We start from the raw sequence: 24,653 nt of genomic DNA, 5'->3' as shown, positions 1-24,653 counted from the left end.
CAGACTGCGCGGTATGCGCGTCTACCTGGGATCCGACCACGCCGGTTTCGAGTTGAAGGTGCACCTGGCCAACCATCTGGCCAAGCAGGGGTACGAGCTGGTCGACGTCGGCCCGCACGTCTTCGACCCCGACGACGACTACCCGGCCTTCTGCCTGCACACCGGGGACCGGGTGGTCAACGACCCGGGCAGCCTCGGTGTGGTCATCGGCGGCTCCGGCAACGGCGAGCAGATCGCCGCCAACAAGGTCTCCGGCGTCCGGGCGGCGCTCGCCTGGAACATCGAGACCGCCCAGCTGGGCCGCGAGCACAACGACGCCAACGTCGTGGCCGTCGGCGCCCGCCAGCACACCCTGGACGAGGCCACCGCCATCGTCGAGGCGTTCCTCACCACGCCGTTCTCCGGCAACGAGCGGCACTCCCGCCGGATCGCCCAGGTCGCCGAGTACGAGCGCACCCGGGCGCTGCCCGACCTGCCCTGACCTCGTGACCGGGCCGGCCACCGGTGGGCCGGCCCGCCGGCTCAGCGGCCCGAGCGGGGCAGGTCCTCGCGGGGCACCCAGTTGCGCCGGACGATCACCAGGCGGGCCTCCGCCTCGGCCAGGTCCTCGTCGGTCGGCCGCGCCGCGTCCCGGGCGCGCAGCGCCGCGGCGACCCCCACCTGCGAGGAGCCGGAGCCGACCAGGCCCCGCAGTCCCCGCTCACTGTCGTCCGCGCCGCCACCGCGCCGGGCCCGGGGAGTCGGCATCCCGTCGTGCACCTCGGCCGTGGCGGCCGTCGGGCCGTCATCCTCCCCGGCGCCGCCGTCGGGCTGGTGCCGCAGCCGGCGCCGCCGTCGCTCCGCATCCGCCATCAGTCGACCGTACCGCCCCGGACCCCGGCCGGCACCGGGTCGGGCGGCGGTCAGAAGATCTCCATCGCCGCCGGTGCCCGGTGCCAGCCGAAGGCCGGGCCGGCCGTGGCGAGCGCCCCCGGCCGCAGCTCGCGGACCCGGCCGGCGGCGGCCAGCGCGGTCAGCCCGGCGCCGCCCAGGTAGAGCTCGCCGAGGCAGCGGACGTCGCAGGCCAGCTCCGCCGGATCGTCGGTGCGCAGGCAGGTGGCCCCGTCGGGGCCGCCGGTCAGCCGCCACCGGCCGCTGTTCTCCGGCAGCAGCGGGTCGGCCACCTCGATCACCACGTCCACCGCGGTGGCGTACCGGCGGGCGGCCAGCGCGGCCGGCACGTCCACCACCCGGACCCAGAGCGCGTCGACCAGCTGGGCGCCGAGCCGGCGCGGCTCGTCGACCAGGCGCAGCAGCGGCTCGTCCAGCGCTCCGCGGGTGAAGGAGAGCCGTCGGGTCAGGTCCACCGAGAGCAGGGTGCGCCAGATCGCCAGGTACGCCTCCGGTGTGGCGGCCACCACCTCGTCCACCCGGACCTGTCCCCTCGGGCCGTTGGCGTCCCATTCGTCGGCGGTGCGGAACAGCGCGTACCCGTCCAGGCCGTCCGGCCCGTCGTGGCGCAGCACCCGTCGGGCGGTCGCCCCGCCCCGCTGCGCTGCGGGGTCGCTGAGCACGTACCGCCACCAGCGCTCGTCCCGGCTCGACCAGCCCGGACGGCCGGGGCGCAGCCGGTCGTACAGTCGGGCCAGCTCCGGCTGGCACGCGGCCGGCTGACCCAGGCGCAGCCTGCCCGACGCGGACGCCGGCTCCGGCAGCCGCAGCTCGGTGGTGGCCGGGCAGTCCATGGTCAGCCGCTGCGCGGCCAGGCCGTAGCCGAACCGGGGATAGATCCGGCCCTCGCTGGCCCAGAGCACCGCGACCGGCTCCCGGCCGGCGTCCAGGATCTCCCGCAACTGGCGTCGCATCAGCGCGGTGAGCAGCCCACGCCGCCGGTGCGTGGCGGCCACCGCGACCATCGTCACGTGCGCGGCCGGCACCGTGGCGCCCGGCACGGTCAGCGCCCGGGTGAACGCCGCCGCGTGCGCCACCGGGGTGTCGCCGTCCCGAACCAGCAGTGACCGTTCCGGCTCGAAGATCCTCCGCTCCACCTCGCGGGTCTCCGCGTCGAAGGGGGAGTGGAAGGCGTCACCCATCAGGTCGGCGATGGCGTCGAAGTCCTCCGGCCCGGGGACCCGCACGGTCGGTGTGGTGTCGGTCATCGCATCTGTCTAGCCCATCGGCGCGCGGGGCGGCGACCGGTTTGCGGGCTGGCTACCCTCGAAGACGGCGGTTCGGCCGACGGCCGGCGCCGGTTCTGGGGAGGACACGAGATGGCAGACCAGACACAACCGTGGGCGGAGCGGACCGTCGAGGTGCCGCCGCAGCCGGGTGTCGAGGTGCCGCCGCAGCGGGACGGCTTCCGCCGGGGCGTCGCCTCGGTCGGCCAGCCGCGGATCCCGCGCACCGAGCCGTTCCCGGTGGTGGACGCCGACGAGCGGACCTGGTCCGAGCCGTCGGCGCCCCGCCGGCCGATGAGCTGGCACCTCGCGCAGCTGCGTCGCGGCGGCGAGTGGAGCCTGGCCGGCGCGCTCTTCGCGTTCGTCTGCTGGGGGATCTGGGCGATCTCCGGCCGGGGTGACCTGGCCGCCCCGCTGCTGACCTTCGTGCTGAGCCTGCTGGTCGCGGTCGGCCTCTTCGCGCTGTCCCGGCTGCTCGGCCGGGTGGTGCTGGAGCGGCAACTGGGCCGGGTCCGGCGCAGCGCGCGGGGTGCGCACCTGGTCACGGCCGTTTTCCTGGCCGGGGTGGGGATCGCCTACCTGCAGCAGACCGAGTGGGTCGTCGAAGCCTGGAACTTCGTCACCGGCCGGTGAGGCACGCCCGGGCGGGCCGGCCTGGGCCGCCCGCCCGCGCGCGCCCGCCCCGGGCCGGGCCGGGACCTCAGTGGGTGCCGCCGTGCCCCTCCGCGTCCGCCTTCGGGGAGGCGACCCGTGCCGCCGGGTCCTCGACGCCGGGCTCGCCGCCGTCGGGGGCCACCATGCCGTCGTAGTTGTAGACCGTGCCGTCGTCGCCGTGCTGCTTCGTGGTGCGCACGTACCGGTGGATCATCCCGTCCAGCTCGACCTCGTGCAGGGCCTCAGCCGTCTGCTGGGTGCTGCCGTCCAGGGGGCCACCGGTCAGGTACGCGTTCGTCTTCGTCTCCATGCCGACTGCCGTACCCCGGTCGGGTCGGGCAAAAACGACATGCCGGCGCCGTCCGTCGGGCCGGGGCCGCCGCTCGGCGACGCCCGCGGTGCTTCCGGCGCACCGGGACCGTCCGGCCGTCGTGCCGGCCGGGTCCGGGCGGCGAGCATGGCGGCATGGGTGCGTATCGATCGGCGTACGAGCGGAGCCTCACCGACCCCGACGGCTTCTGGCGGGACGCGGCCCGGGAGATCGACTGGTCCCGGCCGCCCGAGCGGATCCTCGACGACAGCGCGGCGCCGCTGTACCGCTGGTTTCCCGACGCGGAGCTGAACACCTGCCACAACGCGCTGGACCGCCACGTCGCCGCCGGCCGGGGCGAGCAGCCGGCGCTGATCTACGACAGCCCGGTCACCGGCACCAACCGCACGTACACCTACGCCGAACTGTGCGACGCCACCGCCCGGTTCGCGGGCGCGCTGCGCCGGCTCGGGGTGGGCCGGGGCGACCGGGTGCTGCTCTACCTGGCGATGGTGCCGGAGGCGGTGGTGGCGATGCTCGCCTGCGCCCGGATCGGCGCGGTCCACTCGGTGGTCTTCGGCGGCTTCGCCGCCCACGAGCTGGCGGTACGCCTCGACGACGCCCGCCCGAAGGTGGTGGTCGCCACGTCCTGCGGCATCGAGGTGGACCGGGTCGTGCCGTACCAGCCGATCCTCGACGAGGCGCTGGCGGAGGCGACGCACACCCCCGACCACTGCGTGATCGTGCAGCGGCCGCAGCACCCGGCGACCCTGACCCCGGGTCGGGACCTGACCTGGTCGGAGGCGTTGGACGGCGCGGAGCCGGCCGACTGCGTGCCGGTGGCCGCCACCGACCCGCTCTACGTCCTCTACACCTCCGGCACCACCGGCCGGCCGAAGGGCGTGGTCCGGGACAACGGCGGGCACGCGGTGGCGCTGCGCTGGTCGATGACGAACGTCTACGGCATCGGGCCGGGGGACGTCTTCTGGGCCGCGTCCGACGTGGGCTGGGTCGTCGGTCACTCCTACATCGTGTACGCACCGCTGCTCACCGGCGCCACCACCGTGCTGTACGAGGGCAAGCCGGTCGGCACCCCGGACGCGGGGGCGTTCTGGCGGGTGATCGCCGAGCACCGGGTGGGCGCGCTGTTCACCGCCCCGACGGCGATCCGGGCGATCCGCCGACAGGACCCGGCCGGCGAGCTGCCCGGCCGGTACGACCTGTCGAGCCTGCGGACCCTCTTCCTCGCCGGGGAGCGGCTCGACCCGGACACCTGGGAGTGGGCGTCGGCCACCCTCGGCGTGCCGGTGGTGGACAACTGGTGGCAGACCGAGACCGGCTGGCCGGTGGCGGCGAACCCGCGCGGGCTGGAGCCGCTGCCGCTGAAGCCCGGTTCCCCGTCGGTGCCGGTCCCCGGGTACGACGTGCGGGTGCTGGACGGGCGCGGCGAGGAGGTGCCGGCCGGCACGGACGGCGCCATCGTGATCCGGCTGCCCCTGCCGCCCGGCTGCCTGCCCACCCTCTGGGGTGACGACGAGCGGTACGTCCGCTCGTACCTGTCCACCTTCCCCGGCTGGTACCTGACCGGTGACGGCGGCCGGTTCGACTCCGACGGCTACCTGTTCGTGATGGGCCGCACCGACGACGTGATCAACGTGGCCGGCCACCGGCTCTCCACCGGGGCGATGGAGGAGGTGCTGGCCGGCCACCCGGCGGTGGCGGAGTGCGCGGTGATCGGCGTCGCCGACCCGCTCAAGGGCCAGGTGCCCAGCGGGTACGTGGTGCTCAAGGCCGGTGCCGACGTGGACCCGGAGGTGCTCACCACGGAGCTGGTCGGGCTGGTCCGGCAGCGGATCGGCCCGGTGGCCGCGTTCCGGCGGGTGACCGTCGTGCCGGCGCTGCCGAAGACCCGCTCCGGCAAGATCCTCCGCCGGACCATGCGCGGCCTGGTCGAGGGGCGCGACGAGCCGGTCCCGCCCACCATCGACGACCCGTCGACGCTGGCGGTCTTCCGCGACCTGGGCGCCGTCGTGGATTGAGCTGGGTGCCCGGGGGTGCCGCGTGGGTCAGGCGGTGGCCGCAGGCCGGGTGGAGAGCCAGTCGAGCGCCTCGGTCGCCACGGCCGGTGGCACCTCGTGGCCGCCGTCGAACTCGTGGTACTGCACCGGGTAGCCGGCGGTCCGGAGCGCGGCGACGACCCGGCGGCTGCACCGGTCGATGGGCAGGATCGCGTCGTCGCGGCCGTGCGAGACGAAACAGGACGGCACCCCGGTGGTGGAGGTCGGCGCCATGAACCCGGGAGAGAAGGCGAGGACCGCGTCGAAGACGTCCCCGTTGATCAGCCCCAACGACAGCGCGTAGGAGCCTCCGTCGGAGAACCCGGCCACTGCCGTCGGGATGCCGTCGGGCGGCAACCACGTGTCCACCTGGTCCAGCCCGACCTGGATGAGGGCGACGTCCGGCCCGTACCCTCCGCCGATCACGTCCCAGGTGGGGCCGACGGACTGGGGGGCGAACAGTGCCAGGCGCCGCTCGTCGGCGTACGCGGTCAGCAGGCCCAGTCCCTGGGCGGCGGAGCCGCCCGCCCCGTGCAGCAGCAGCACCAGCCGCTCGGGTGGCTCGGGCGGAAGGTGGCACAGACCGAGCCGTCGGCTGCCCAGGACCACCGGGTTGAGGCCCGTACGCGCGGAAGCGGCGCCGTCCGGGACGGGTCGACCGTCGCGGCTCGGCCGGCGAAGACGACCCCGCCGACTGGCGGCTTCGGCTGGCTCAGGCACGGCTCCGGCACCTCCTGTCGTACGCCAACAGTGGGCTGCGGCTGCGGCACTTCCCCGGGCCGCCCCGGAGAAACCCGTGGTCAGTCGCCGGCGAACCCGTACAGGACGAAGTCCTTCTCCGCCCCGCAGGCGATCACCTCAGTGTTCCAGGAACACGACGCGCTGCGGACGTTCTCCAGCTGTCCCATCTCCACCAGCGCCCCGGAGGCGGACACCCCGGCGACGCTGCGGTCGTCCTCGACCGTGCTGGGCGAGTCGGCGAAGACCAGCAGGTTGCCGGCGTCGACCCGACCGGCCACGCCGGTGCGGTCGGCGAGCAGCCGCTTGCCGGTGGGGTCGAAGAGGGTGACGGTCGCCTTCGGCGAAGTCGTCCGGGCGAGCAGGTGCTCGCCGAGCGGCAGCAGGTCCTCGGCGTCCGGCGCCGGCCAGCGCGCGGCGGGCTTCCCCTCGGTCGCGGCCACCACCTCGGTGCCGTCCGCGTCGCCGGCCGGCACCTCCAGCAGGCAGGCCCGGTGCTCACCGCAGGCGACCAGCGACTTCGGCCGGCGCCGGTCGTCGGGCGCGGTGTAGAGCACCGAGGGCTCGGCGAGGCTGCCCAGGTCGTACGCCAGCAGCCGGTATCCGCTGTCCTCCGCGGTGACGTACAGCCGGTCGCCGTACGCGGCCACCGGGTCGCCGACGTCGGCGACGTTGGGCCGGCGGCGCAGCACCCGGCCGCTGTCCATGTCGAGCACCCGGACCGACCGGTCGGCGCCCACCTGCACCAGCCGGTCGGCCTCGCCGAGCCACGGCGCGCGCGGGCTCCCGTCCAGGTGGGCCGGCCCGCTCACCGCCTCCGCCGAGCCGACCGCCAGCACCGTGGTCCGCAGGTCCCCGTAGTCGTTGCGCGGGTTGGCCTGTTCCCACTCCCGCCGGCCGTCGCGCAGCCGCAGCCCGACCAGCCGGCCACCGGCGCGGTCGAGCCACACCGCGGTGTCCGCGGTGAAGAAGAGCGTGTCGTCCCCGTGGATCGGGTGTCGCCAGCGTTCCGCACCGGAGTCGGCGTCGAGCACCACCACGTCCCGCAGGGTGCTGTCCCCGGCCTCGTCGGCGACCACCGCGACCGCGCCGGGCAGCGCGCGGATCCCGGCCCAGCCCCCCGCGCCCGACGCCGTGGTGCGCCGCCAGGCCTCCTCGCCGGTGGCGGCGTCGACGGCCACCACCTCCAGCCGGTCGTCGGGCAGTTGGTGGGCGAGGTAGGCCCGGTCGCCGACGACCGCGGTGAACATCGCCGACGCCCGCTCCGCCCCGGCCGCCGGGCGGGCCACCTGGCGCAGGGTGTGGAACTCCAGGGCCGGGTAGCGGTCGCGGGTGAACCAGAGCGCCGTCGCGGTCACCACGCCGGCCAGTGCCAGGCCCGCGCCGAGGGCGATCCAGAGCGTCCGCCGTCCGCGTCCGGCCGGCCCCTTTCCGGGTACGCCGGTACCCGGGTACGCCCCGGGCCCGTGACCGGGCGGCGCCGGTTGAGCGGGTACGGGCGGCGGCCCGGCTGGCGGCGCGGCGTACCCGCCCGGCGTTGCGGCGTGCGTGCCGGGCGTGCCGTGCCCGCCCTCTGCCGCGGCGTGGGTGCCGGGCGGTGTGGTGTGCGTGCCCGGCGGTGTCGGCCAGGGCTCGGCGACCAGGGTGCCGAGCGGGCCGGCAGGGAGTGACCCGGCGGGCACGGGGGTGCCGGCCGGCGTCCCGCCGGGGTGCGCGGGCGGCGCGGCCGATTGCCCCGGTGTCGCGGCGACCGTCGTCCCGGCGTGCCCGGATCCGCCGGCGACCGTCGGCAGCGGCGGCCCGGCGGCGACGGGCGGCGCCGGCGGCGCGGCTGGCGCCGGACGGCCGGGCCGCCGGGGCAGCGGCAGGTCGGTGAGCGCCCCCTCGGCCACCGGCAGTTCGGGCTGTTCCAGCACGGTCGGCGCGACGCCCAGCTCGGCGTGGAGCATCCGGGCGACCAGCGGGATCCGGGAGGAGCCGCCGACCAGGAACAGCCCGGCGAGCTGCTCCGGGGTCAGCCCCGCTTCCGCGATCACCTGGCGGGTCTCGGTGACGGCCCGGGCGAGCAGGGGAGCGGCGAGGCGTTCCAGGTCGGCCCGGGTGAGCCGGGCGGCCGCCTCCACGCCGGGCACCGCGACCGGGGCGCTGGTCGCCCGGGAGAGCATCTCCTTCGCCCCGCGTACGTTGTCCCAGAGCTGCTGGCGGTCCCGCCAGCCGGTGGTGGTCTCCGGGCGGGTCAGCCGGGCCCACTGCTCCGGGTACGCGTCGCCGATCAGCTCGCCGAGCCGACCGACCAGAGCGGCGTCCAGGTCCAGCCCGCCCAGGTCGGCCATCCCGCCGGTGGCGACGACGGTGAAGCCTGAGTCGCCCCACGGGTCGGCGCCCTCGTTGCGGACGACCGCCACGTCCAGCGTGCCGCCGCCGAAGTCGAAGACCCCCACCGCGCCGCCCACCGGCACCGGGCGGCGCAGCACCTCGGTGAAGTAGCGGGCCGCGGCCACCGGTTCCCGGAGCAGTCGGGTTCCCGGCGGGACCGGGCCGGACATGGTGTGTTCGGCGGCCGACGGCCAGCCGGCCAGGGCGAGCGCGTCGGAGAGCACCTGCCGGCGCGGCGCCTCCCAGGCCGCCGGGTAGGTGACCACCGCCGGGGGCAGGAAGCCGGTGGCGGCGACCGCTGCCTCCGCCACCGTCCACAGGGTCGCCGCGAGCAGCTCAGCCGGGGTGTACGACCGGACGACCAGCGGCACCGTCGGCTCGTCGACCCGGCGCTTCGGGTTCGGCTCGTACCGGGCCGGGTCGGCCTGCGCCAGCCGTTGCGCGTCCCGGCCGACGTGCAGTTGGCCGTCCGCGTCGGCGTACACGCCGGACGGGAGGACCGGGTGTCCGTCCACGAGCAGCGGTCGGGTCCGCCCGTCCGGCCAGCGCAGCACGGCCACCGTGTTGGACGTGCCGAGGTCGACGCCGAGGGCGAACCCGTCCTGCTGGCCTGCCATCCGTCGATACCTCCGTGGCGAGGGGATGCCCGGCCCGCATCGTACGCAGCCCTCGCCGCCCGCCCAGCCGACCGGTCCGGTCCGACCCGGCGGAGCCGGCTGGAGCGGCTAGTCGAGCAACCAGTGGTGCAGTGTCTGCACGAAGGGCGTCGTCCACGAGGCGACGACGAGGACGGCGAGGACCGTGCTCACCAGCAGGCTCCGCGGGTACGCGGCCCCACCCCGTACCCGGGCGGTGACGAGCCGGACGACGGCGACGAGCGCCGTCATCAGGGCGACGACGGGCAGCACGCCGATCACAATGATCATGAGCAGTGCCACCGGCCCCCAGAGGCCCGGCCAGAGGTCGGCGTTGCCGGTGGCCTCGTCCCCCTGGCGGGGCAGGTAGAGGTGCCCGGAGAACGATGCGGCCCGGCCGAGGGCGATGGCGATGGCGGCGGCGTAGACGCCTGCCAGCGCGAACTGCGTACGGGCCAGGACGCTCGGCGGGGGCGGCGCGGCGGTCAGCTCCGCATCGGCTGTCGTCATGGCGCGCATGCTAGTCAGCCGCCACCGGCCCCGCCGTCCCGTCCGGGCCGTCGTCGGGGGCTCACCGGTCGGCGACCTGGACTTCCGCCTCGCCGCCGGGCCAGGGCGGGTCCCTCACCGCTGGCGCGGGCCCGTGGATGGCCCGGTCAGGGGACTCTGGTGTCGACGTCCAGTTGCTACGGTCACGTTTCATGATCCAGGAGCTGACGCGGGGCTATCTTCGAGCGGTTGATCAGGCACTGCCCGGCTACGTGCGAAGCCTCTACGTCGTGGGGTCCGCCGCGCTCGGCGCCTGGCAGCCCGGCGCCAGCGACGTCGACACGGTGATCGTCACATCGCGCCCGGCAACCGATGACGACCTCGCCCAGCTCGCGAAGATCCACGCCGAGCTGCCTCGGTCACCCCATTTCGACGGGGTCTACCTCGAGCCCGCGCTGGCGCGGTCCTGGCCGACCGACAGGCGGGCCGTGCCCTTCGTGGTCAACGGCGAGTTCAAGACCGACAAGCCCTGCGGCGAGCTCACGCCGGTGCTGTGGCTGACCTTGCAGCGCTACGGCATCCCGGTTCGCGGCCCAGCCGTCGCAGAGCTTGGCGTACGGGTCGATGCGGAGCAGTTGCGCCGCTACAACCTCGACAACCTGCGTGAGTACTGGCAGTCGTTGGTTGCGACGTTCCCGTCGGAGCTGGCCGGCGTGGCCCATGACGCGGTGATGGACGGCAAGATCGTCCCCGAGTTCGTGCTCGGACCCGCGCGGCTGCATTACACGCTGGCCCACGGTGACATCATCTCCAAGGCCGCGGCAGGCGAGTACCTCGCGCAGTTGTTCCCCGAGTACGCCGATCTCGCGCACCGGGCGATCCGCTGGCGCGCGGGGGAAGCGGAGGAGTTCAGCGCCACAGACGTTGTCATCGCAGGCGACAGCGTCAACGCGGTGGCCGATGACGCCTGGCGTCGCTTCGGCAGCTGATTCCTGTCCGTGCGGATCTCCCCGCCGGGAGGTTGGAGGCGGGGGAGTGGTCGACCGGACCAGGATCGGGGATACAGCCTCTGACCTGGGCCGGAGGTGGTGGAGCGGGCGACGGGAATCGAACCCGCGTAGTCAGTTTGGAAGGACGAGGATCACCGCCCCGGGATGCCCGATACGCCTGCTCGTCGCATCGGAGTGGGTCACAAGCTCGTGCCGGCTCGGGGCACTGGCTACTGGCACGTAGTTGGCACGCCACCATCCGACGCTTCTGTGGGTGCTGGCAGGTGCGTCCCCCCGTCGGCCACCCGGCCTACTCCTGCCCGTAGAGCCAGTGCCTTTGGCGGGTAGACATCGACCGCTGTAGGGTGCGCGCCGTGGGATACCTGGTCAAGCCTGCCGGCCGCCTGAACCTCCCGGAGTCGGACGACGTCGCTGCGGTCGCCGATGTCAAGGCCGCCATGGCTGTACGAGACGGTTGGTTCAAACCGGATGTGTTTCCTTCAAATGACACGCTGGCCGACATGGCGGAGGAGGCCGGAGCCTCGATCATCCGCGACGGAGACTGGATCGAGTTTGGTTACGACGACGAGGGAGACCCCAAGTGGTCGGACCAGGCTACGGCCTTCTACGTCGCGATTGCGCCGTTCGTTCGCTCAGGAATCGTTCATATCGAGGGCGAAGACGGCGCCCGCTGGTCCTACACCTACGCTGACGGGCAGATCACTCAACAGGGTTGGAACGGTTGGGATGGATCCATCGAGCCGTTTGGCAAGCATGTGAATCTCCCTCCCCTGGACCACCCATAGGCGCCAGCGGCGGCGCCGAACCTTGTCGTTCTTGCTGTTCCTGGTCGCACCGACCCTGATCGGACCGCCACCGGCGCTGGGTGGGACGCCGTACCGGGGTCGGAAGAGTGACCGAGGTCTGCTGGGCCTGTACCTACTGAGGGGCGGCGGGTGCCTCACCGGTGCCAGGGTTTCGGAGATCTGCGGCGGCAGCTCTGAGGAGGGTCGGGGTTCGGGGCGGAGCCCCGAGGTCTTCAGAGTCCTATCGTCCGTCAGCGTGGCCGGCCGGCCCGGCCGATGCCGGCCGGAGGTCGCGCCAGCAGGCCGGGGCCGGGCCGGCGCGGCCCGCTTTGCGGGCCGCCTTGATCTGATAGAGCGCAATTCGGCAGTCGTGTCGAGATGCAGATGTCCTCCGTCGACTGATGCGCGACAGTCGTCCGCCAACTGATCTGCGACAGCCGAGCGCGGACCGCGGCAGATCCGGATGCCATGCCTGGCGTCGCATAGCAATGTCGTCGATGGTGCGCCTTGGTCGTGAGCTACGACAGACAACGACCTTCGCTGCGATCGGTGGCAACGGCACATATCCAGCCGTGCCCCCATGTCACAGCTCGTGGCCGTCGGGTTCGTGCAGCCTCACATCCGGGATCTCAACACGTCGAACTCACAGCCGGGCAGGGACGGGTCGAAGCCGTGCTCGACCAGCCAGCGGGCCGCCACCAGGCTTCGCCACGACCACCACCCGCGGATCACGTCGAGGTCGACATCGGTGCCGTAGCCGGCGACCACATCGTCAAGGTGCTCCTCGTGTCCGAGCGTCAGGACGGCGAGGTCGTACAGGGCATCGCCCTGGGCCGCCTCGGACCAGTCGATCACACCGGTGATCTCGTCATCGTCGACGAACACGTGGGTGATCTGCAGGTCGCCGTGCATGAACACCGGTTTCCACGGCCGCAGCGCAGCCTCAGCAACCTGGCGGTTACGGGTGACCACGTCCGTGGGAAGGACACCATTCGTGACGAGCCACTCGCATTCGCCGTCGAGGCGCGATGCGATCTCGTCGAGGCGCCGACCGGGCCATGGCGGCAGGGGCGCGTCGTGCAGCGTCCGCGCGGCCGCACCCGCCGCGGCCCACGCCGCCGACGACGCGGGCGACGGCTCGCCGAGGCGGCCCAGTGCCATCCCGGGCAGGGCGGCGAGCGCGAGCACGGGTGGCTTGCGCCACAGGACCTGCGGAGCCGGGATCGGCGCCAGAGCCATCGCCTCGACCTCGACGTCGGTGCGCGTCTGATCAGCGTCGATCTTCAGGAACACATCACCGACACGCAGGGTCGCCCGCTCGTCATGGGCGACGACGACCTCAACTTCTTCCACGTCGGCCATTATCGCGGGATGATCATCGACGCCGCCCCGGGTTTATTGCGTGCGAATCGAAGTGCGCTACGGCGCACAGGCAAGCGACCTGGCCGACTCGCGCACATCGGCAGATCCGCGCACACTCAGCGGCAGATGAGTGTGTCCGTGATGCACGGTTGGAAATGCCAAGTTCAGAGCTGTCCTGGCAGACAAGCCTCCGCTTGGCTGACCACGAGTTCCCGAATCAGGAGCAACTCTGCAGCCGTGCTCTTACCCAAGCGGCCTTCAACCTCATGCCACCGGTCCAGGCAGGAGATCACGTATCTCCATTGCGCACCTGTCAGCGACACTGTCACCTCTTGATCGTCGTGAGGCCAATCGGTGGAGCCTGTTGTTTCAGGAGTCCAACCAGAGGTCTGGCGCCAGCCTTCTCGAAGAATCTGGACTCCGGCCTCTACGAGACCGTGCGGGTCACCATTCTCGGCCTCGACGTTAACCACGTTGTCGAGGATGCGGGCGACCCTCCGCCACTGCCGAGCGGGCATCCGGACTGCGCAGGTGCTCGGCTCATCTGACTGATGGGGCATGCGCAGCATGCTGACCGACGGACGTCTGGTGGTCAACAACTCCCGCCGTTCGGTCTCGGCACTGCGATGACCTGTCCGCGGCAGAAGCGGATGCCGGCATGACCCCGATCTGCTGATGGACGTACGGCACGATGAACGTTCCGCTCGCCGGTTCTTCCTCTGCTTAGATCGTTCTGACGATCGAGGAAGGGAACGGTACGCCGTGACGCCGGAGCTTCAGGAGCAGGAAGAACGCCTCCAGTTCGACCGCTTTGACCATGACGACGCCTGGGCCCTGGGAACTCGCCTGGTCGGGCTGGCCAGAGAGCGCGGCCACGCTGTCACCGTCGACATCCGCCTCGGCGACCACCAACTCTTCCACTACGCACTGCACTGCACCTCTGCCGACAACGACGACTGGATCGAGCGCAAGATCCGCGTCGTCCGCCGGTTCGGACACAGCTCCTACCTCGTGGGCCAGACCTACCGCGACCGCGGCACCACCTTCGAGGAACAATCCCACCTCGAAGCGGCCCTGTACGCCGCGCACGGCGGCTGCTTCCCGATCATCCTCAGGGGCACCGGCCCGGTCGGCACCGTCACCGTCTCAGGACTGCCCCAACTCGAAGACCACCGCCTCGTCGTCGAGGCCCTCGGACTCTTCCTGGATTCCAAGGGCTCCAAGAAGGGGGCCGTCTCGTGAACGGCTCTTTCTCAACTTTCGGCTGTCTCACTCTCGGTGGTGACGGAGGGCAACGGCAGCCGAGCAGGATGCGTAGGAGTGGGAAGCCGACACGCCTGGACATCTGACGCTTCACCAACTGGTCTTGGTGTTGACCCCTCCGATCGCCTCCACGCCACCGCTGCTGACACTTGAGCAACCAGCGACCAGCGACCACCGCCCGAGACAGCGGACGCCCGCTGCTTACCGTGCGTGACGCGCGGTCTGCGGCAGATGAGGGTACGGTCGGCGGACCCGGAGTGGCTATTGCGGGAGCCATCGGCGACATCGTCGTCCTACACGGTCGCGCGGACTCCCCACCGCAGCGCAGGGCCTCGACCTCGTTCAAGCCGCATACCCCAGCCCGGGCCATCGTGTCCAAGGTCCAGCCCCTGAGAAGAGAGTCGTTCCCCACGACCGGTCACTAGCCGTTGTCGCCATCGAGCGTGCTGGAGGATCGACCCCTACCGTGCAGTTCGACCGGCCTGCGTACGCGCTTCGAATCCGACGAGGCAGCGGCGTGCAGCGGCGTGCAGCGGATCGCGCCTCCCGAAGCCTTTATTAGGTGACAGAGACAGGAGGTGCGGTGGCGCCGACACTCGAGGAATTCGTGGCCGCACGCGGCGAGGCGTTGATGCGCTTCGCGCTGATGCTGTGCGGGGACCGCCATTCGGCCGAGGATCTTACGCAGTCCGTGCTGGCCAAGGTGTACCCGCGCTGGCCGCGGATCTCGACCCTAGAGCAGCCGGACGCGTACCTGAAGAGAATGATCGTCAACGAACACCTGCGTTGGCGCCGGCGGCTCTGGCGCGGCGAGATCCCGGTGGCGACGCCGGGCGAGGCGCGGCTCGGCAGCCGTGTGTGCGACGTGGTTGCAGGCAGCGAGGATTCGTACGCCAATCGCGAAGCGGCATGGGAGCTGCTGGGGCGCCTGCCCAGAAAACAGCGGGCGGTGCTGGTACTGCGCTACTACGAGGACCTTGCCGACGCGGAGATCGCCGCCATCCTCGGCTGCCGAACCGGGACCGTGCGATCACAGGCCACGCGAGCGCTCGCCTCGCTGCGGGCGGTGCTGCCTACGATGCGGAAGGAGACGTTGCCGTGAGTGACCGCGACATCGAGGACGTGCTGCGGGACGTGTTCCGCAGCCGGGAGCACGTGGTGGCAGGTGGCCAGTCTGGCCTGCTTCCCCAGGCCAGGCGGCGCGCCAACCGGCGACGCCAGCTACGCGTGGCAGGCGTTGCGTTCGTCACCGCGGCCGCGGCCATGGTCGGCGGCCTCGCCATCGAGTTCGGGGTGCCGGATGGCGGGGCAGGCTCGGTCGCGGATTCGCCGACGGCATCCGGAGAAATGCCGGCGGCACGCGGACAGACGCCCGCGCTGCCGCACGACTGGGTCTGGTACAGCTCGCTTGGCCTGCAGATCGCGGTGCCGGGCGGCTGGGAGGTCAATAACTACGGCTGCAACATGACCGATCGGCCCAGCGTCGTGCGCGCCCAGGGGATGACCCGAAGTTGCTACACGCCGGAGCCGACCACGAAGAATGTGGCCGTCATCGGCGCGACCGCCGACAAGTTGCACGAGGGCATGACTACCCGCCATGTGCTGATCGGCGGTGTACCGGCCACCCTGGCCGAGGGACGGCTACCCGACGGCCGCTACGCCGGCCAGCTCGCCGTACCGTCCCGAAAGGTCTACCTGGACGTACGCACGACCGACGAGCCGGAGCGGCGGGAGATCCTGAGCAGCGCGCACCTTGTCGACGTCGACCATGCCGGCTGTGCCACGACCCGCCCCGCCAGTGGCGCGGGCAGCGGCGCGCCATCCATGATTCCAGTGGATCCGGACTATGTCGCGGTGTGCTACTACGCCGGGGGGACCGACGAACGGTTGCAGGCGTCGGCGAATCTCGGCGACACCGAGATTCGGCGGCTTGTCGAAGCGGCCAACGCCGCGCCGGAGGGCCGCAACCCGGACCTGCCACCGTCGCGGTGCCGGGACAGCGTCGAGGTCGCCCCGGACGTGGTGCTCCAGTTCACCGGGGCCGACGGCGCAAGCGGAGCCAACGGGGCGGTCAGCCGGGTCTGGGTCACGTTCAGCTCGTGCACCCGGCGCGGCCTGGACAACGGAACCCGCCAGGCGCACGTCAGCCGGGAAATCGTCGAACTGTTGATGACACCGCTACACAGCGGCTACACCACGAAAATCGGATGACAGCTGCCCGCTCGGGATCCCCCAGATCCATCGACCAACGCACTCATTTCGACATGACAGGGCGTTGCCTCGGCGGCGATCCTGTCGCCCCTGGCTTGCTGGATCTGTCGCACATCACCTGGCGGAGCTGCGTCGCACATCAGCTGTCGGATCACAGCTCAGAGGGTGTCAGACCGTGTTTGAGAAGGCGTCCGAGCCCGACAGTCAGCCGAAGCAGCGAACGGTTACGGCGATGTCGGGAGCAACGCACCATTCGTACATCCGCTGGTCGCGGTGCATCTCGATCAGGTCGACGTGGCTGATTTGGACCGTGGTCGGCTCGGGCTTGGCGCCCTCGACGGCCCGGATGTACGGCTCGGCCGGCCCACCTGCGATCAGATAGGCGACGCTGACGTGTGGCCGGTACCGGTGGGGGTCCTCGGGGACCTGGTCCTCACCGACGACGTGCCCGATGGCTGTCCGAGTGGCGGTGCGCAGCTGCCGGACGGCCTCGACGGGCATGGCTGGTATGGCGATGGCTTCATCCGCGACGACCATCTCACCAAACTGCACGTCGACTGCGGGCAGGTGGCCGAGCTGGTGACCTGCTTCCCTGATGATCGCGGCCAGCCTCTCGTCGGTTACCTCGTCGGTGAAGCCAAGGCCCTGCATAGTCAGGTGAAGCCACTGGTCTGGGATGAGGGTTACGGGCGGTGCGACGCTCAGTGCCGACCGGTACGCGTCAGCCAGGCGGTACAGGTCGGGCTGGCCTTCGAAGGTGACGTGGAAGGCGTAAGAGCGTCGGCCGACACGCCAGCCGGGCCGCCACCACCAGTGATCGTGGACCTGGTCGGCGTGCTGTCCTGGGGCAAGGTCAGCGAGTGCCACGGGACACGGCACCATGCGCGCCGCCCTGATCTACCAGCATGCCACCAATGAGCGCGACCGCGAGATCGCCCGGGCGATGGACCGCCGCATCACCGGAGAGGGCCGACGCCGACCGTGAATGGCACGCGATTGGCGCGCAAGATCCAACATGGGGGAGAAGCGAATGGCCCAGGTGCCGCGATCATGCGGTCTACCTGGGCCTTCGTGGGTGGAGCGGGCGACGGGAATCGAACCCGCGTAATCAGTTTGGAAGACTGAAGCTCTACCATTGAGCTACGCCCGCGTGCACCCCGACAGCGTGGGGCGCGCCGACAGCCTACCCGGTCCCCTCGCTCCCGCGCGCACAGGCGTCGTCCCGCACCGCCCCGCCACGATCCGGTCAACGTGCCCGGAAAGCGTGGCCGCACCGCGGCGGGAGCCCGAACTGCCGCCTCCGACCGCCACGCCGGAACACGCGGCGATGTCCGGTTCGGGCCGGTTCGGCGCGTTGGGTGCCTCCCCGGCACCTCCGCCGGGTGCCGACGTCATACACTTCTGGTCGCCACGGGGTGTGGCGCAGCTTGGTAGCGCACTCGCTTTGGGAGCGAGGGGCCGTGGGTTCAAATCCCGCCACCCCGACAGTCGTTCGCGGGCCGGCTCGCCCGGAATGCCGCCGTTTTTCCCGTGCGGTACCCGGGCGCTGCCGGAGCAGCACGTCGGCTCGCCTACACTCGATGCGCTGAATCCACGCCCAGAATCAAACTGATATCCGTCAAGGAGTACGCCTGTGAAGAGCACCGTCGAGACTCTGAGCCCGACGCGCGTGCGGCTCGCCATCGAGGTGCCGTTCGTCGAGCTCGAGCCGAGCCTCAAGAAGGCGTACCGCGAGATCGGTTCGCAGGTCCAGGTTCCCGGCTTCCGCCGGGGCAAGGTGCCGACGGCCGTGATCGACCAGCGGGTCGGCCGGGGCACCGTCCTCAACGAGGCGGTGCAGGAGGCCATCCCGCAGAACATCCTGGCCGCGGTCCGCGAGCACGACCTGAAGACGCTCGGCCGCCCGGAGGTCGAGATCACCGAGTTCAACGACGGTGACTCGCTCAACTTCACCGCCGAGGTCGACGTCCGCCCGGAGATCACCCTGCCGGACCCGGCCACCGTCGAGGTGACCGTCGACGAGCTGCAGATCGACGACAGCGAGATCGACGAGCAGGTCAAGAGCCTGCGCGAGCGGTTCGCCACCCTGAAGACCGTCGAGCGGGCCGCCCAGGAGGGCGACTACGTCCAGATTGACCTGAACGCCACCGTCGACGGCGAGGACGTGCCGGGCGGCTCGGCGAGCAACATCTCGCACGAGGTCGGCAGCAAGCAGCTCCTGCCGGGGCTGGACGAGGCCGTGGTCGGCCTGGCCGCCGGTGAGAGCACCACCTTCACCACCCAGCTCGTGGGCGGCGACTTCGCCGGCCGGGACGCCGAGGTGGCCGTGACCGTCCGCACGGTCAAGGAGAAGGAGCTGCCGGAGCTGGACGACGACTTCGCCCAGATGGCGAGCGAGTTCGACACCATCGCCGAGCTCCGCGACGACGTGCGCGAGCGGGTCACCCGGGGCAAGCGGGTCGAGCAGATCTACGCCGCCCGGGACAAGGCCCTCGAGCAGCTCGTCGCGGCGGCCGAGGTGCCGGCGCCGGAGGGTGTCGTCCGCGAGGAGGTCGAGAGCCGCAAGGCGGCGATGGTCGACCAGCTCGAGCGGATCGGCGCCTCGCTGGAGGAGTACCTCGCCGCCGAGGAGAAGACCGAGGAGCAGATCGACGCCGAGCTGAACGAGGCGGCGACCGAGGGCGTCAAGATCCAGCTGCTGCTGGACACCCTGGCCGACGCCGAGGACATCCAGGTCTCCGACGACGAGTTCGGTCACGAGATCGTCCACCGGGCCCAGCGTGCCGGGATGGCTCCGCAGCAGTACTACGACCAGCTGGTCCGCTCCGGCGCGGCGGCCGCCGTCTTCGGCGACGTCCGTCGTGGCAAGGCGCTGGCCGCGGTCATGGAGAAGATCAAGATCAAGGACACCGCCGGCAACGAGGTCACCCTCGAGGCGCTGCGGGCCGAGAGCGAGCAGGCGCACGACCACGACCACGAGCACTGACCGATCCCGGTAGGCCGCCGTCCGCCCGTTGCGGTGGACGGCGGCCGAAATCGTTTTCCGGGTACGTCCCGAGGGCAGCTGCGCTGAGAGCGAACAGTGCCCGGACCGGGAGTCGATCACCCGGGTGAGCGGTTAATGTCGGGTACGACGGTACGGAGAGCGAAGGGCTGCCATGACCGACATGCACATCCCAGCGAAGCCGCTCCGGGCGATCGAGGCCCGCGGTGGCGACACCATTGGCAACCTCGACGACTCGGTCTACAACCGGTTGCTCAAGGAGCGGATCGTATTCCTGGGCAGCGAGGTGACCGACCAGGTCGCCAACCGCATCTGCGCGCAGCTGCTGCTGCTCGCGGCGGAGGACCCGGACCGCGACATCAACCTCTGGATCAACTCGCCGGGTGGCTCGGTCTACTCCGGCATGGCGATCTACGACACCATGCAGTTCATCGACAACGACGTGTCGACCGTGGCGATGGGCATGGCGGCCTCCATGGGCCAGCTGCTGCTCTGCGCGGGCACCAAGGGCAAGCGTTACGCCCTGCCCCACGCCCGGATCATGATGCACCAGCCGTCGGGTGGCCTCGGCGGCACCGCGTCGGACATCGCGATTCAGGCCGAGCAGATGCTCTACACCAAGCGGATGTTCCAGGAGCGGGTCGCGCACCACACCGGCCAGAACCAGGCGCAGATCGAGGCGGATTCCGACCGTGACCGCTGGTTCACGGCCCAGGAGGCCATGGACTACGGCTTCATCGACAAGGTGATCATCGGGGCCGCCCAGGTTCCGGATGGCGCCGGGACCCTGAGCTGAGGAGCTGACGATGACCGACCTGAGCCTGCCGCCCCAGTTCGCGGCCGTGCACAACCGCTACGTGCTGCCGTCGTTCGTCGAGCGCACGTCGTACGGGGTCAAGGAGTCCAACCCGTACAACAAGCTCTTCGAGGACCGGATCATCTTCCTCGGCGTCCAGGTGGACGACGCGTCGGCCAACGACGTGATGGCGCAGCTGCTGACGCTCGAGGGCACCGACCCGGACCGCGACATCATCATGTACATCAACTCGCCCGGTGGCTCGTTCACCGCCATGACGGCGATCTACGACACCATGCAGTACGTCCGGCCGGACATCTCCACGGTCTGCCTGGGGCAGGCGGCGAGCGCCGCGGCGGTGCTGCTGTCCGCCGGTACTCCGGGCAAGCGGATGGCGCTGCCGAACTCCCGCATCATCATCCACCAGCCGGCCACCGAGGGCGGCTACGGGCAGGGCTCGGACATCGAGATCCAGGCCCGGGAGATCCTGCGGATGCGGACCCAGCTGGAGGACATGCTCTCCCGGCACTGCAACCGGCCGATCGAGCAGGTCCGCAAGGACATCGACCGCGACAAGATCATGACGGCCGAGGAGTCCAAGGAGTACGGGCTGGTCGACACGATTCTGACCAGCCGCAAGAAGGGCCTGCTGGCCGCCAACGCGGCTCGCTGAGCAACACCGGGTCGGAGGTCGGCCGGGGCAGGGTTCCCGGCCGACCTCTGACACACCCGTTTTGGGGGTCGGAGAAACCACCGCCAGCGGGTAACGTCGGGTCTGTACCGCTGCGCCGGGTCGGACCGGCGGTGGGGATTCACCACGGACGGGCGCGCGGCGTCCGCAGGTAAGGGCCGGCGTTCCGGTCGACGAGTGCAGGGAGAACGTAGGTGGCACGGATCGGTGACGGCGGCGACCTACTGAAATGCTCCTTCTGCGGCAAGTCGCAGAAGCAGGTCAAGAAGTTGATCGCGGGCCCCGGGGTCTACATCTGTGACGAGTGCATCGATCTCTGCAACGAGATCATCGAGGAGGAGCTGGCCGAGTCCGGCGAGGTGAAGTGGGAAGAGCTTCCCAAGCCGATGGAGATCTGCCAGTTCCTCGACAACTACGTCGTCGGCCAGGACCAGGCCAAGAAGGCGCTCGCCGTAGCGGTCTACAACCACTACAAGCGGATCCAGGCCGAGTCGGCCGGCGCGCCGGGTTCCGGCAGTGACGCCGTCGAGCTGGCCAAGTCCAACATCCTGCTGCTCGGCCCGACCGGGTGCGGCAAGACGCACCTGGCGCAGACCCTGGCGCGGATGCTGAACGTCCCGTTCGCCATCGCCGACGCCACGGCGCTGACCGAGGCGGGTTACGTCGGCGAGGACGTGGAGAACATCCTCCTCAAGCTGATCCAGGCCGCGGACTACGACATCAAGCGCGCCGAGACGGGCATCATCTACATCGACGAGGTCGACAAGATCGCCCGTAAGTCGGAGAACCCGTCGATCACCCGGGACGTCTCCGGCGAGGGTGTCCAGCAGGCGCTGCTGAAGATGCTCGAGGGCACCGTGGCCAACGTGCCCCCGCAGGGCGGCCGCAAGCACCCGCACCAGGAGTTCATCCAGATCGACACCACCAACGTGCTGTTCATCTGCGGTGGCGCCTTCGCCGGGCTCGACCAGATCATCGAGTCCCGCACCGGGCACGGCGGCACCGGCTTCGGTGCCCGGCTCCGGTCGGTCTCCGATCGGTCGACCGACGACATCTTCAGCCAGGTCATGCCGGAGGACATGCTCAAGTTCGGGCTGATCCCCGAGTTCATCGGCCGGCTGCCGGTGATCACCAACGTCCGCAGCCTGGACCGCTCCGCGCTGGTGCGCATCCTCACCGAGCCGCGCAACGCCCTGGTCCGGCAGTACCAGCGCCTCTTCGAGCTCGACGGGGTGGAGCTGGAGTTCGAGCCGCCGGCCCTGGAGGCGATCGCCGACCAGGCCATGCTCCGCGGCACCGGCGCCCGTGGCCTGCGCGCCATCATGGAGGAGGTCCTGCTCTCCGTGATGTACGAGGTCCCGAGCAACCCCGACGCCGCCCGGGTGCTGATCACCCGCGAGGTGGTCCTGGAGAACGTCAACCCGACGATCGTGCCGCGGGAGTTCACCGGCCGCCGGGCCCGCCGCGACCGCGAGGAGAAGTCGGCCTGACCTCCGGCGCATAGTTCGTCCGGGAAGCACGGCAGCCTCCGGGTGGCCGTGCTTCCGTCCGTCCGGGATCCCGCTGGCCCCGACCCGACCCGTCTGGTAGGACCGTCCGGTGTTCCCCATCCTGCTGGCGGCGCTGTCCGCACTCGCGTTCGGTACGGCCGACTTCTCCGGCGGCAAGGCCTCCCGCCGCGCCGACCCCGTCGCGGTGACGGTGGTGTCGCAGCTGTTGAGCGTGCCGCTGCTGCTCCTGCTGGTGCTCGTGGTGCCGGGTACCCCGACCGCCGTCGACGTGGCCTGGGGTCTCGGTGCGGGCGTCGCCGGTGCGGCCGGGGTGATGCTGCTCTACCGGGCGCTCGCCGCCGGGATGATGGCCGTGGTCGCACCGGTCACCGCGATCACCGCCGCAGTGGTGCCGATCGTCGCCGGGCTGGTGACCGCCCGCTCGCCGGGCACCCTGGCGCTCTGCGGCGCGGTGCTGGCCGTGGTCGCCATCGCGCTGGTCAGCCTCGGCGATGGTGGCGTGAGGGGCCGGGTCTCCACCGGGATCCTCGGTCTGGCGCTCGCGGCCGGCGGGCTCTTCGGCGTCTTCTTCGCCCTGCTCGGCCAGGCCGACGCCGAGGCCGGCATGTGGCCGGTGGCGGCGGTCCGGCTCAGCTCGATCGTCTTCGGGGTCGCGCTCGCCGCCGGTACGGGCGTCGGCCTGCGGCTGGACCGGCGGGTGCTCGGCTGGGCGGCGGCCGCGGGTCTGCTGGACAGCGCCGCGAATGCGCTCTATCTGGCCGCTGCCGGCCGTGGGCACCTCAGCGTGGTGGCGGCCATCGCCGCGCTCTATCCGGCGAGCACGGTGCTGCTGGCCCTCGCCGTCGACCGCGAGCGGTTGCGCCCGGTGCAGCTGGCGGGACTCGGCTTCGCCGCCGGCGCCCTGGTGCTGGCGAGCATCTGATCCTGTCCCCGGCGTCGGTCCGCCCGTACCCTGGTCCCCATGCGCGTCGCCGTCTGCCAGCTCAACGCCCGCGACGACCGCGCGGCCAACCTGGCCGCGGCGGAGGCCGTGCTGGCGAGGGCCGCGGCGGCCGGCGCCGATCTGGCGGTCCTCCCGGAGTACGTCGACTACCTCGGGCACGCCGACCGGATGCCCGCGCCGGAGCCGGTGGACGGGACGGTCGGGACGTTCTTCGCCGGGGTGGCCGAGCGGCTCGGCATCTGGCTGGTCGCCGGTTCCTTCCACGAGGCCGGTCCCGATCCGGCGCGCACCTGGAACACCTCGCTGGTCTTCGACCGTTCCGGCGCGCTCGCCGCCAGCTATCGCAAGATCCACCTGTACGACGTGGAGATCCCCGGCCGGGTGTCGTACCGGGAGTCGGCGACGGTCGCCCCGGGGGACCAGCCGGTGGTGGTCGATGTCGAGGGCCTGCGTGTCGGCCTCTCCATCTGCTACGACCTCCGCTTCCCGGAGCTGTACCGGCAGTTGGCGACGGAGGGGGAAGCCCAACTGCTCGTCGTCCCGGCGGCGTTCATGATGCACACCGGCCGGGACCACTGGGAGGTGCTGCTGCGCGCCCGTGCGATCGAGAACCAGTGCTTCGTCGCGGCCGCCGGCCAGACCGGTGACCACGACCCCGGGCGGACCTGTTTCGGGCGGAGCATGGTGGTCGACCCGTGGGGGACCGTGCTCGGCCAGGTGCCGGACGGCCCCGGCCTGACCGTGGTCGACCTGGACCTCGACCGGCTGCGGACGATCCGTACCGAGGTACCGAGCCTGGCCAACCGCCGGCTCTGAGCGCCCTCCTACTGCAACAGCACGCCGACCACCGCCAGGCCGACGATTGCCGAGGCGGTCACCAGCAGTGCGGTGGTCATCCGGGACCGACCGCGTCGGGCGAGCCGGCCGATCGAGAGCACGACCACGACGAGTACGACCGCGCCGATCACCAGCTGCCAGAAGGGCAGCAGCAGTCCGAGCAGCGCCTCATCGGCGAGCGGGCCGGTCGGGTTCCGCGACACCTCATCCATGGCAGCCACTCTGGCACGTCCACGTGTCGATGGACGGCGCCCGGCCCGTGTCGATCTCTGCGGCTCTGCCGCCGGCTCCCTGATCCCAGCGACGATCTTTGATTTGCCTTCCGGGACGCCTCCGCGTAACTTTCTCTCTGCACGCGGGAGGCCGGACAAACGGGCCGAGAACGGGCACCAGGATCGTGGCGGAAACGCCGAGCGAGACTGAGGATCGGGCGGTGCGACCAATCCGGAACACCGGGTTGCGCTCGCGAAACCGACCGGGTAGAGTTCGAGAGCCGGCAGGAGCCGGGCGGATAGCCGCGAAGCGGCGATCGGCCGGTCTGCGGCTTCCCACGACAGAAACGACCGCCGGATACGGCGTGCGTCAGCGTGGATCGGACCGGATCAAGTTGAAAACCTCGGATACGGGGTTGACAGTGCGGGACGGACCGAGTAGGTTAGAGAGGTTGCCCCGGACGGGGTCCTACGGTGTAGGGCTTTCGGATGGTGTGTGGTTGTTCTTTGAGAACTCAACAGGGTGCTTGATAAGCCAGTGCCAATTATGATTTATACCCCGGACTGGCAGTCCTTCTTTTTGGGAGGGTCTGTTGGTTGGGATTCCTTTGGC

24 protein-coding genes and 2 tRNA genes are annotated in these 24,653 nt (G+C 71.3%); 15 read left to right on the top strand and 11 right to left on the bottom strand.

All coding sequences use genetic code 11. The features are described 5' to 3' along the window. Window positions 1–13: 13 nt before the first annotated feature. On the top strand, window positions 14–481 hold the full coding sequence (locus AC5RWQ_RS22710; RefSeq protein ID WP_334487233.1) for a ribose-5-phosphate isomerase: 468 nt from the start codon (window positions 14–16) through the stop codon (window positions 479–481). Window positions 482–522: 41 nt separating this feature from the next. Here the strand turns inward: AC5RWQ_RS22710 and AC5RWQ_RS22705 are convergent, their stop codons facing one another. After that, entirely contained in the window at window positions 523–852 is a 330-nt protein-coding gene (locus AC5RWQ_RS22705) for a hypothetical protein (protein ID WP_494284699.1), read from the bottom strand. Between the two features lie 50 nt (window positions 853–902). Then, on the bottom strand, window positions 903–2,138 hold the full coding sequence (locus AC5RWQ_RS22700) for a GNAT family N-acetyltransferase (RefSeq protein ID WP_494284698.1): 1,236 nt from the start codon (window positions 2,136–2,138) through the stop codon (window positions 903–905). Between the two features lie 111 nt (window positions 2,139–2,249). Between AC5RWQ_RS22700 and AC5RWQ_RS22695 the strand changes: the two genes are divergently transcribed. Continuing rightward, a complete protein-coding gene (locus AC5RWQ_RS22695) occupies window positions 2,250–2,789 on the top strand; it encodes a hypothetical protein (protein ID WP_494284697.1) in 540 nt (179 codons plus the stop codon). 67 nt (window positions 2,790–2,856) lie between these two features. On the opposite strand, the gene AC5RWQ_RS22690 is transcribed toward AC5RWQ_RS22695, so the two are convergent. Further along, window positions 2,857–3,120: a hypothetical protein gene (locus AC5RWQ_RS22690; RefSeq protein WP_494284696.1), complete on the bottom strand. Its 264-nt coding sequence runs from the start codon at window positions 3,118–3,120 to the stop codon at window positions 2,857–2,859. A 155-nt stretch (window positions 3,121–3,275) separates the two neighbouring features. Here AC5RWQ_RS22690 and AC5RWQ_RS22685 point away from each other — a divergent pair, with 155 nt between their 5' ends. After that, complete coding sequence (locus tag AC5RWQ_RS22685; RefSeq protein ID WP_494284695.1) at window positions 3,276–5,159, top strand: propionyl-CoA synthetase; 1,884 nt, start codon at window positions 3,276–3,278, stop codon at window positions 5,157–5,159. A 27-nt stretch (window positions 5,160–5,186) separates the two neighbouring features. On the opposite strand, the gene AC5RWQ_RS22680 is transcribed toward AC5RWQ_RS22685, so the two are convergent. From AC5RWQ_RS22680 to AC5RWQ_RS22670, 3 genes are all read right to left on the bottom strand, one after another. Next, complete coding sequence (locus AC5RWQ_RS22680; protein WP_494284694.1) at window positions 5,187–5,897, bottom strand: alpha/beta hydrolase; 711 nt, start codon at window positions 5,895–5,897, stop codon at window positions 5,187–5,189. Between the two features lie 80 nt (window positions 5,898–5,977). Continuing rightward, window positions 5,978–8,908: an Hsp70 family protein gene (locus AC5RWQ_RS22675; protein ID WP_494284693.1), complete on the bottom strand. Its 2,931-nt coding sequence runs from the start codon at window positions 8,906–8,908 to the stop codon at window positions 5,978–5,980. A 108-nt stretch (window positions 8,909–9,016) separates the two neighbouring features. Then, window positions 9,017–9,436, bottom strand: a complete 420-nt coding sequence (locus AC5RWQ_RS22670; protein WP_494284692.1) for a hypothetical protein — start codon at window positions 9,434–9,436, stop codon at window positions 9,017–9,019. Window positions 9,437–9,627: 191 nt separating this feature from the next. On the opposite strand from AC5RWQ_RS22670, the gene AC5RWQ_RS22665 reads away from it, so the two are divergent. Together AC5RWQ_RS22665 and AC5RWQ_RS22660 are read left to right on the top strand one after the other, a co-directional pair. Beyond that, window positions 9,628–10,404 carry a nucleotidyltransferase domain-containing protein gene (locus tag AC5RWQ_RS22665; RefSeq protein WP_494284691.1) on the top strand — a complete coding sequence of 259 codons (777 nt, stop codon included), beginning with the start codon at window positions 9,628–9,630 and terminating at the stop codon, window positions 10,402–10,404. A gap of 374 nt (window positions 10,405–10,778) precedes the next feature. Then, window positions 10,779–11,210, top strand: a complete 432-nt coding sequence (locus AC5RWQ_RS22660; protein WP_494284690.1) for a hypothetical protein — start codon at window positions 10,779–10,781, stop codon at window positions 11,208–11,210. Window positions 11,211–11,825: 615 nt separating this feature from the next. Here AC5RWQ_RS22660 and AC5RWQ_RS22655 read toward each other — a convergent pair. Beyond that, window positions 11,826–12,572 (bottom strand): phosphotransferase family protein, encoded by a 747-nt coding sequence (locus AC5RWQ_RS22655; protein ID WP_494284689.1) that lies wholly within the window; start codon window positions 12,570–12,572, stop codon window positions 11,826–11,828. Window positions 12,573–12,736: 164 nt separating this feature from the next. Further along, complete coding sequence (locus tag AC5RWQ_RS22650) at window positions 12,737–13,045, bottom strand: hypothetical protein (protein WP_494284688.1); 309 nt, start codon at window positions 13,043–13,045, stop codon at window positions 12,737–12,739. A gap of 289 nt (window positions 13,046–13,334) precedes the next feature. Between AC5RWQ_RS22650 and AC5RWQ_RS22645 the strand changes: the two genes are divergently transcribed. The 3 genes from AC5RWQ_RS22645 (at window position 13,335) to AC5RWQ_RS22635 (ending at window position 16,046) form a co-directional block, all read left to right on the top strand. Further along, on the top strand, window positions 13,335–13,814 hold the full coding sequence (locus AC5RWQ_RS22645) for a heme-degrading domain-containing protein (RefSeq protein WP_494284687.1): 480 nt from the start codon (window positions 13,335–13,337) through the stop codon (window positions 13,812–13,814). A 604-nt stretch (window positions 13,815–14,418) separates the two neighbouring features. Next, window positions 14,419–14,937, top strand: coding sequence for a SigE family RNA polymerase sigma factor (locus tag AC5RWQ_RS22640; protein WP_494284686.1), 519 nt, complete (start codon window positions 14,419–14,421; stop codon window positions 14,935–14,937). Beyond that, window positions 14,934–16,046 carry a hypothetical protein gene (locus AC5RWQ_RS22635; RefSeq protein ID WP_494284685.1) on the top strand — a complete coding sequence of 371 codons (1,113 nt, stop codon included), beginning with the start codon at window positions 14,934–14,936 and terminating at the stop codon, window positions 16,044–16,046. Before AC5RWQ_RS22640 ends, AC5RWQ_RS22635 begins: the two co-directional genes overlap by 4 nt. A 204-nt stretch (window positions 16,047–16,250) precedes the next feature. On the opposite strand, the gene AC5RWQ_RS22630 is transcribed toward AC5RWQ_RS22635, so the two are convergent. Both AC5RWQ_RS22630 and AC5RWQ_RS22625 read right to left on the bottom strand, forming a co-directional pair. Further along, on the bottom strand, window positions 16,251–16,913 hold the full coding sequence (locus tag AC5RWQ_RS22630) for a 2'-5' RNA ligase family protein (protein WP_494284684.1): 663 nt from the start codon (window positions 16,911–16,913) through the stop codon (window positions 16,251–16,253). Window positions 16,914–17,122: 209 nt separating this feature from the next. Then, window positions 17,123–17,196 (bottom strand) — tRNA-Gly (locus AC5RWQ_RS22625). A 261-nt stretch (window positions 17,197–17,457) separates the two neighbouring features. Here AC5RWQ_RS22625 and AC5RWQ_RS22620 point away from each other — a divergent pair. From AC5RWQ_RS22620 to AC5RWQ_RS22590, 7 genes are all read left to right on the top strand, one after another. Then, window positions 17,458–17,531, top strand: a tRNA-Pro gene (locus tag AC5RWQ_RS22620). Between the two features lie 148 nt (window positions 17,532–17,679). Next, window positions 17,680–19,032: a trigger factor gene (gene tig, locus AC5RWQ_RS22615; protein ID WP_494284683.1), complete on the top strand. Its 1,353-nt coding sequence runs from the start codon at window positions 17,680–17,682 to the stop codon at window positions 19,030–19,032. A 172-nt stretch (window positions 19,033–19,204) separates the two neighbouring features. Continuing rightward, on the top strand, window positions 19,205–19,846 hold the full coding sequence (locus AC5RWQ_RS22610) for an ATP-dependent Clp protease proteolytic subunit (protein WP_494284682.1): 642 nt from the start codon (window positions 19,205–19,207) through the stop codon (window positions 19,844–19,846). A 10-nt stretch (window positions 19,847–19,856) separates the two neighbouring features. Then, window positions 19,857–20,519, top strand: coding sequence for an ATP-dependent Clp protease proteolytic subunit (locus AC5RWQ_RS22605; RefSeq protein ID WP_030333536.1), 663 nt, complete (start codon window positions 19,857–19,859; stop codon window positions 20,517–20,519). A gap of 212 nt (window positions 20,520–20,731) precedes the next feature. After that, a complete protein-coding gene (clpX, locus tag AC5RWQ_RS22600) occupies window positions 20,732–22,027 on the top strand; it encodes an ATP-dependent Clp protease ATP-binding subunit ClpX (protein ID WP_334487184.1) in 1,296 nt (431 codons plus the stop codon). A 109-nt stretch (window positions 22,028–22,136) separates the two neighbouring features. Further along, complete coding sequence (locus AC5RWQ_RS22595; protein WP_494284681.1) at window positions 22,137–22,970, top strand: EamA family transporter; 834 nt, start codon at window positions 22,137–22,139, stop codon at window positions 22,968–22,970. A gap of 39 nt (window positions 22,971–23,009) precedes the next feature. Further along, the gene (locus AC5RWQ_RS22590) at window positions 23,010–23,807 is read left to right on the top strand and encodes a carbon-nitrogen hydrolase family protein (protein WP_494284680.1); all 798 of its coding nucleotides are present in this window, start codon (window positions 23,010–23,012) and stop codon (window positions 23,805–23,807) included. A gap of 8 nt (window positions 23,808–23,815) precedes the next feature. Here the strand turns inward: AC5RWQ_RS22590 and AC5RWQ_RS22585 are convergent, their stop codons facing one another. Then, entirely contained in the window at window positions 23,816–24,040 is a 225-nt protein-coding gene (locus AC5RWQ_RS22585) for a hypothetical protein (RefSeq protein WP_494284679.1), read from the bottom strand. Window positions 24,041–24,653: the final 613 nt, after the last annotated feature.

It is taken from the genome of Micromonospora sp. BS32 (assembly GCF_059089345.1).
This window is presented reverse-complemented; position numbering and strand designations above follow the sequence as displayed.

Coding starts and splice junctions, on each gene's coding strand:
- AC5RWQ_RS22665 (WP_494284691.1), top strand. CDS start 9,628: ATGATCCAGGAGCTGACGCGGGGCTATCTTCGAGCGGTTGATCAGGCA.
- AC5RWQ_RS22705 (WP_494284699.1), bottom strand. CDS start 852: ATGGCGGATGCGGAGCGACGGCGGCGCCGGCTGCGGCACCAGCCCGAC.
- AC5RWQ_RS22695 (WP_494284697.1), top strand. CDS start 2,250: ATGGCAGACCAGACACAACCGTGGGCGGAGCGGACCGTCGAGGTGCCG.
- AC5RWQ_RS22585 (WP_494284679.1), bottom strand. CDS start 24,040: ATGGATGAGGTGTCGCGGAACCCGACCGGCCCGCTCGCCGATGAGGCG.
- AC5RWQ_RS22710 (WP_334487233.1), top strand. CDS start 14: ATGCGCGTCTACCTGGGATCCGACCACGCCGGTTTCGAGTTGAAGGTG.
- AC5RWQ_RS22690 (WP_494284696.1), bottom strand. CDS start 3,120: ATGGAGACGAAGACGAACGCGTACCTGACCGGTGGCCCCCTGGACGGC.
- AC5RWQ_RS22610 (WP_494284682.1), top strand. CDS start 19,205: ATGACCGACATGCACATCCCAGCGAAGCCGCTCCGGGCGATCGAGGCC.
- AC5RWQ_RS22685 (WP_494284695.1), top strand. CDS start 3,276: ATGGGTGCGTATCGATCGGCGTACGAGCGGAGCCTCACCGACCCCGAC.
- AC5RWQ_RS22700 (WP_494284698.1), bottom strand. CDS start 2,138: ATGACCGACACCACACCGACCGTGCGGGTCCCCGGGCCGGAGGACTTC.
- AC5RWQ_RS22655 (WP_494284689.1), bottom strand. CDS start 12,572: ATGGCCGACGTGGAAGAAGTTGAGGTCGTCGTCGCCCATGACGAGCGG.
- AC5RWQ_RS22590 (WP_494284680.1), top strand. CDS start 23,010: ATGCGCGTCGCCGTCTGCCAGCTCAACGCCCGCGACGACCGCGCGGCC.
- AC5RWQ_RS22605 (WP_030333536.1), top strand. CDS start 19,857: ATGACCGACCTGAGCCTGCCGCCCCAGTTCGCGGCCGTGCACAACCGC.
- AC5RWQ_RS22675 (WP_494284693.1), bottom strand. CDS start 8,908: ATGGCAGGCCAGCAGGACGGGTTCGCCCTCGGCGTCGACCTCGGCACG.
- AC5RWQ_RS22670 (WP_494284692.1), bottom strand. CDS start 9,436: ATGACGACAGCCGATGCGGAGCTGACCGCCGCGCCGCCCCCGCCGAGC.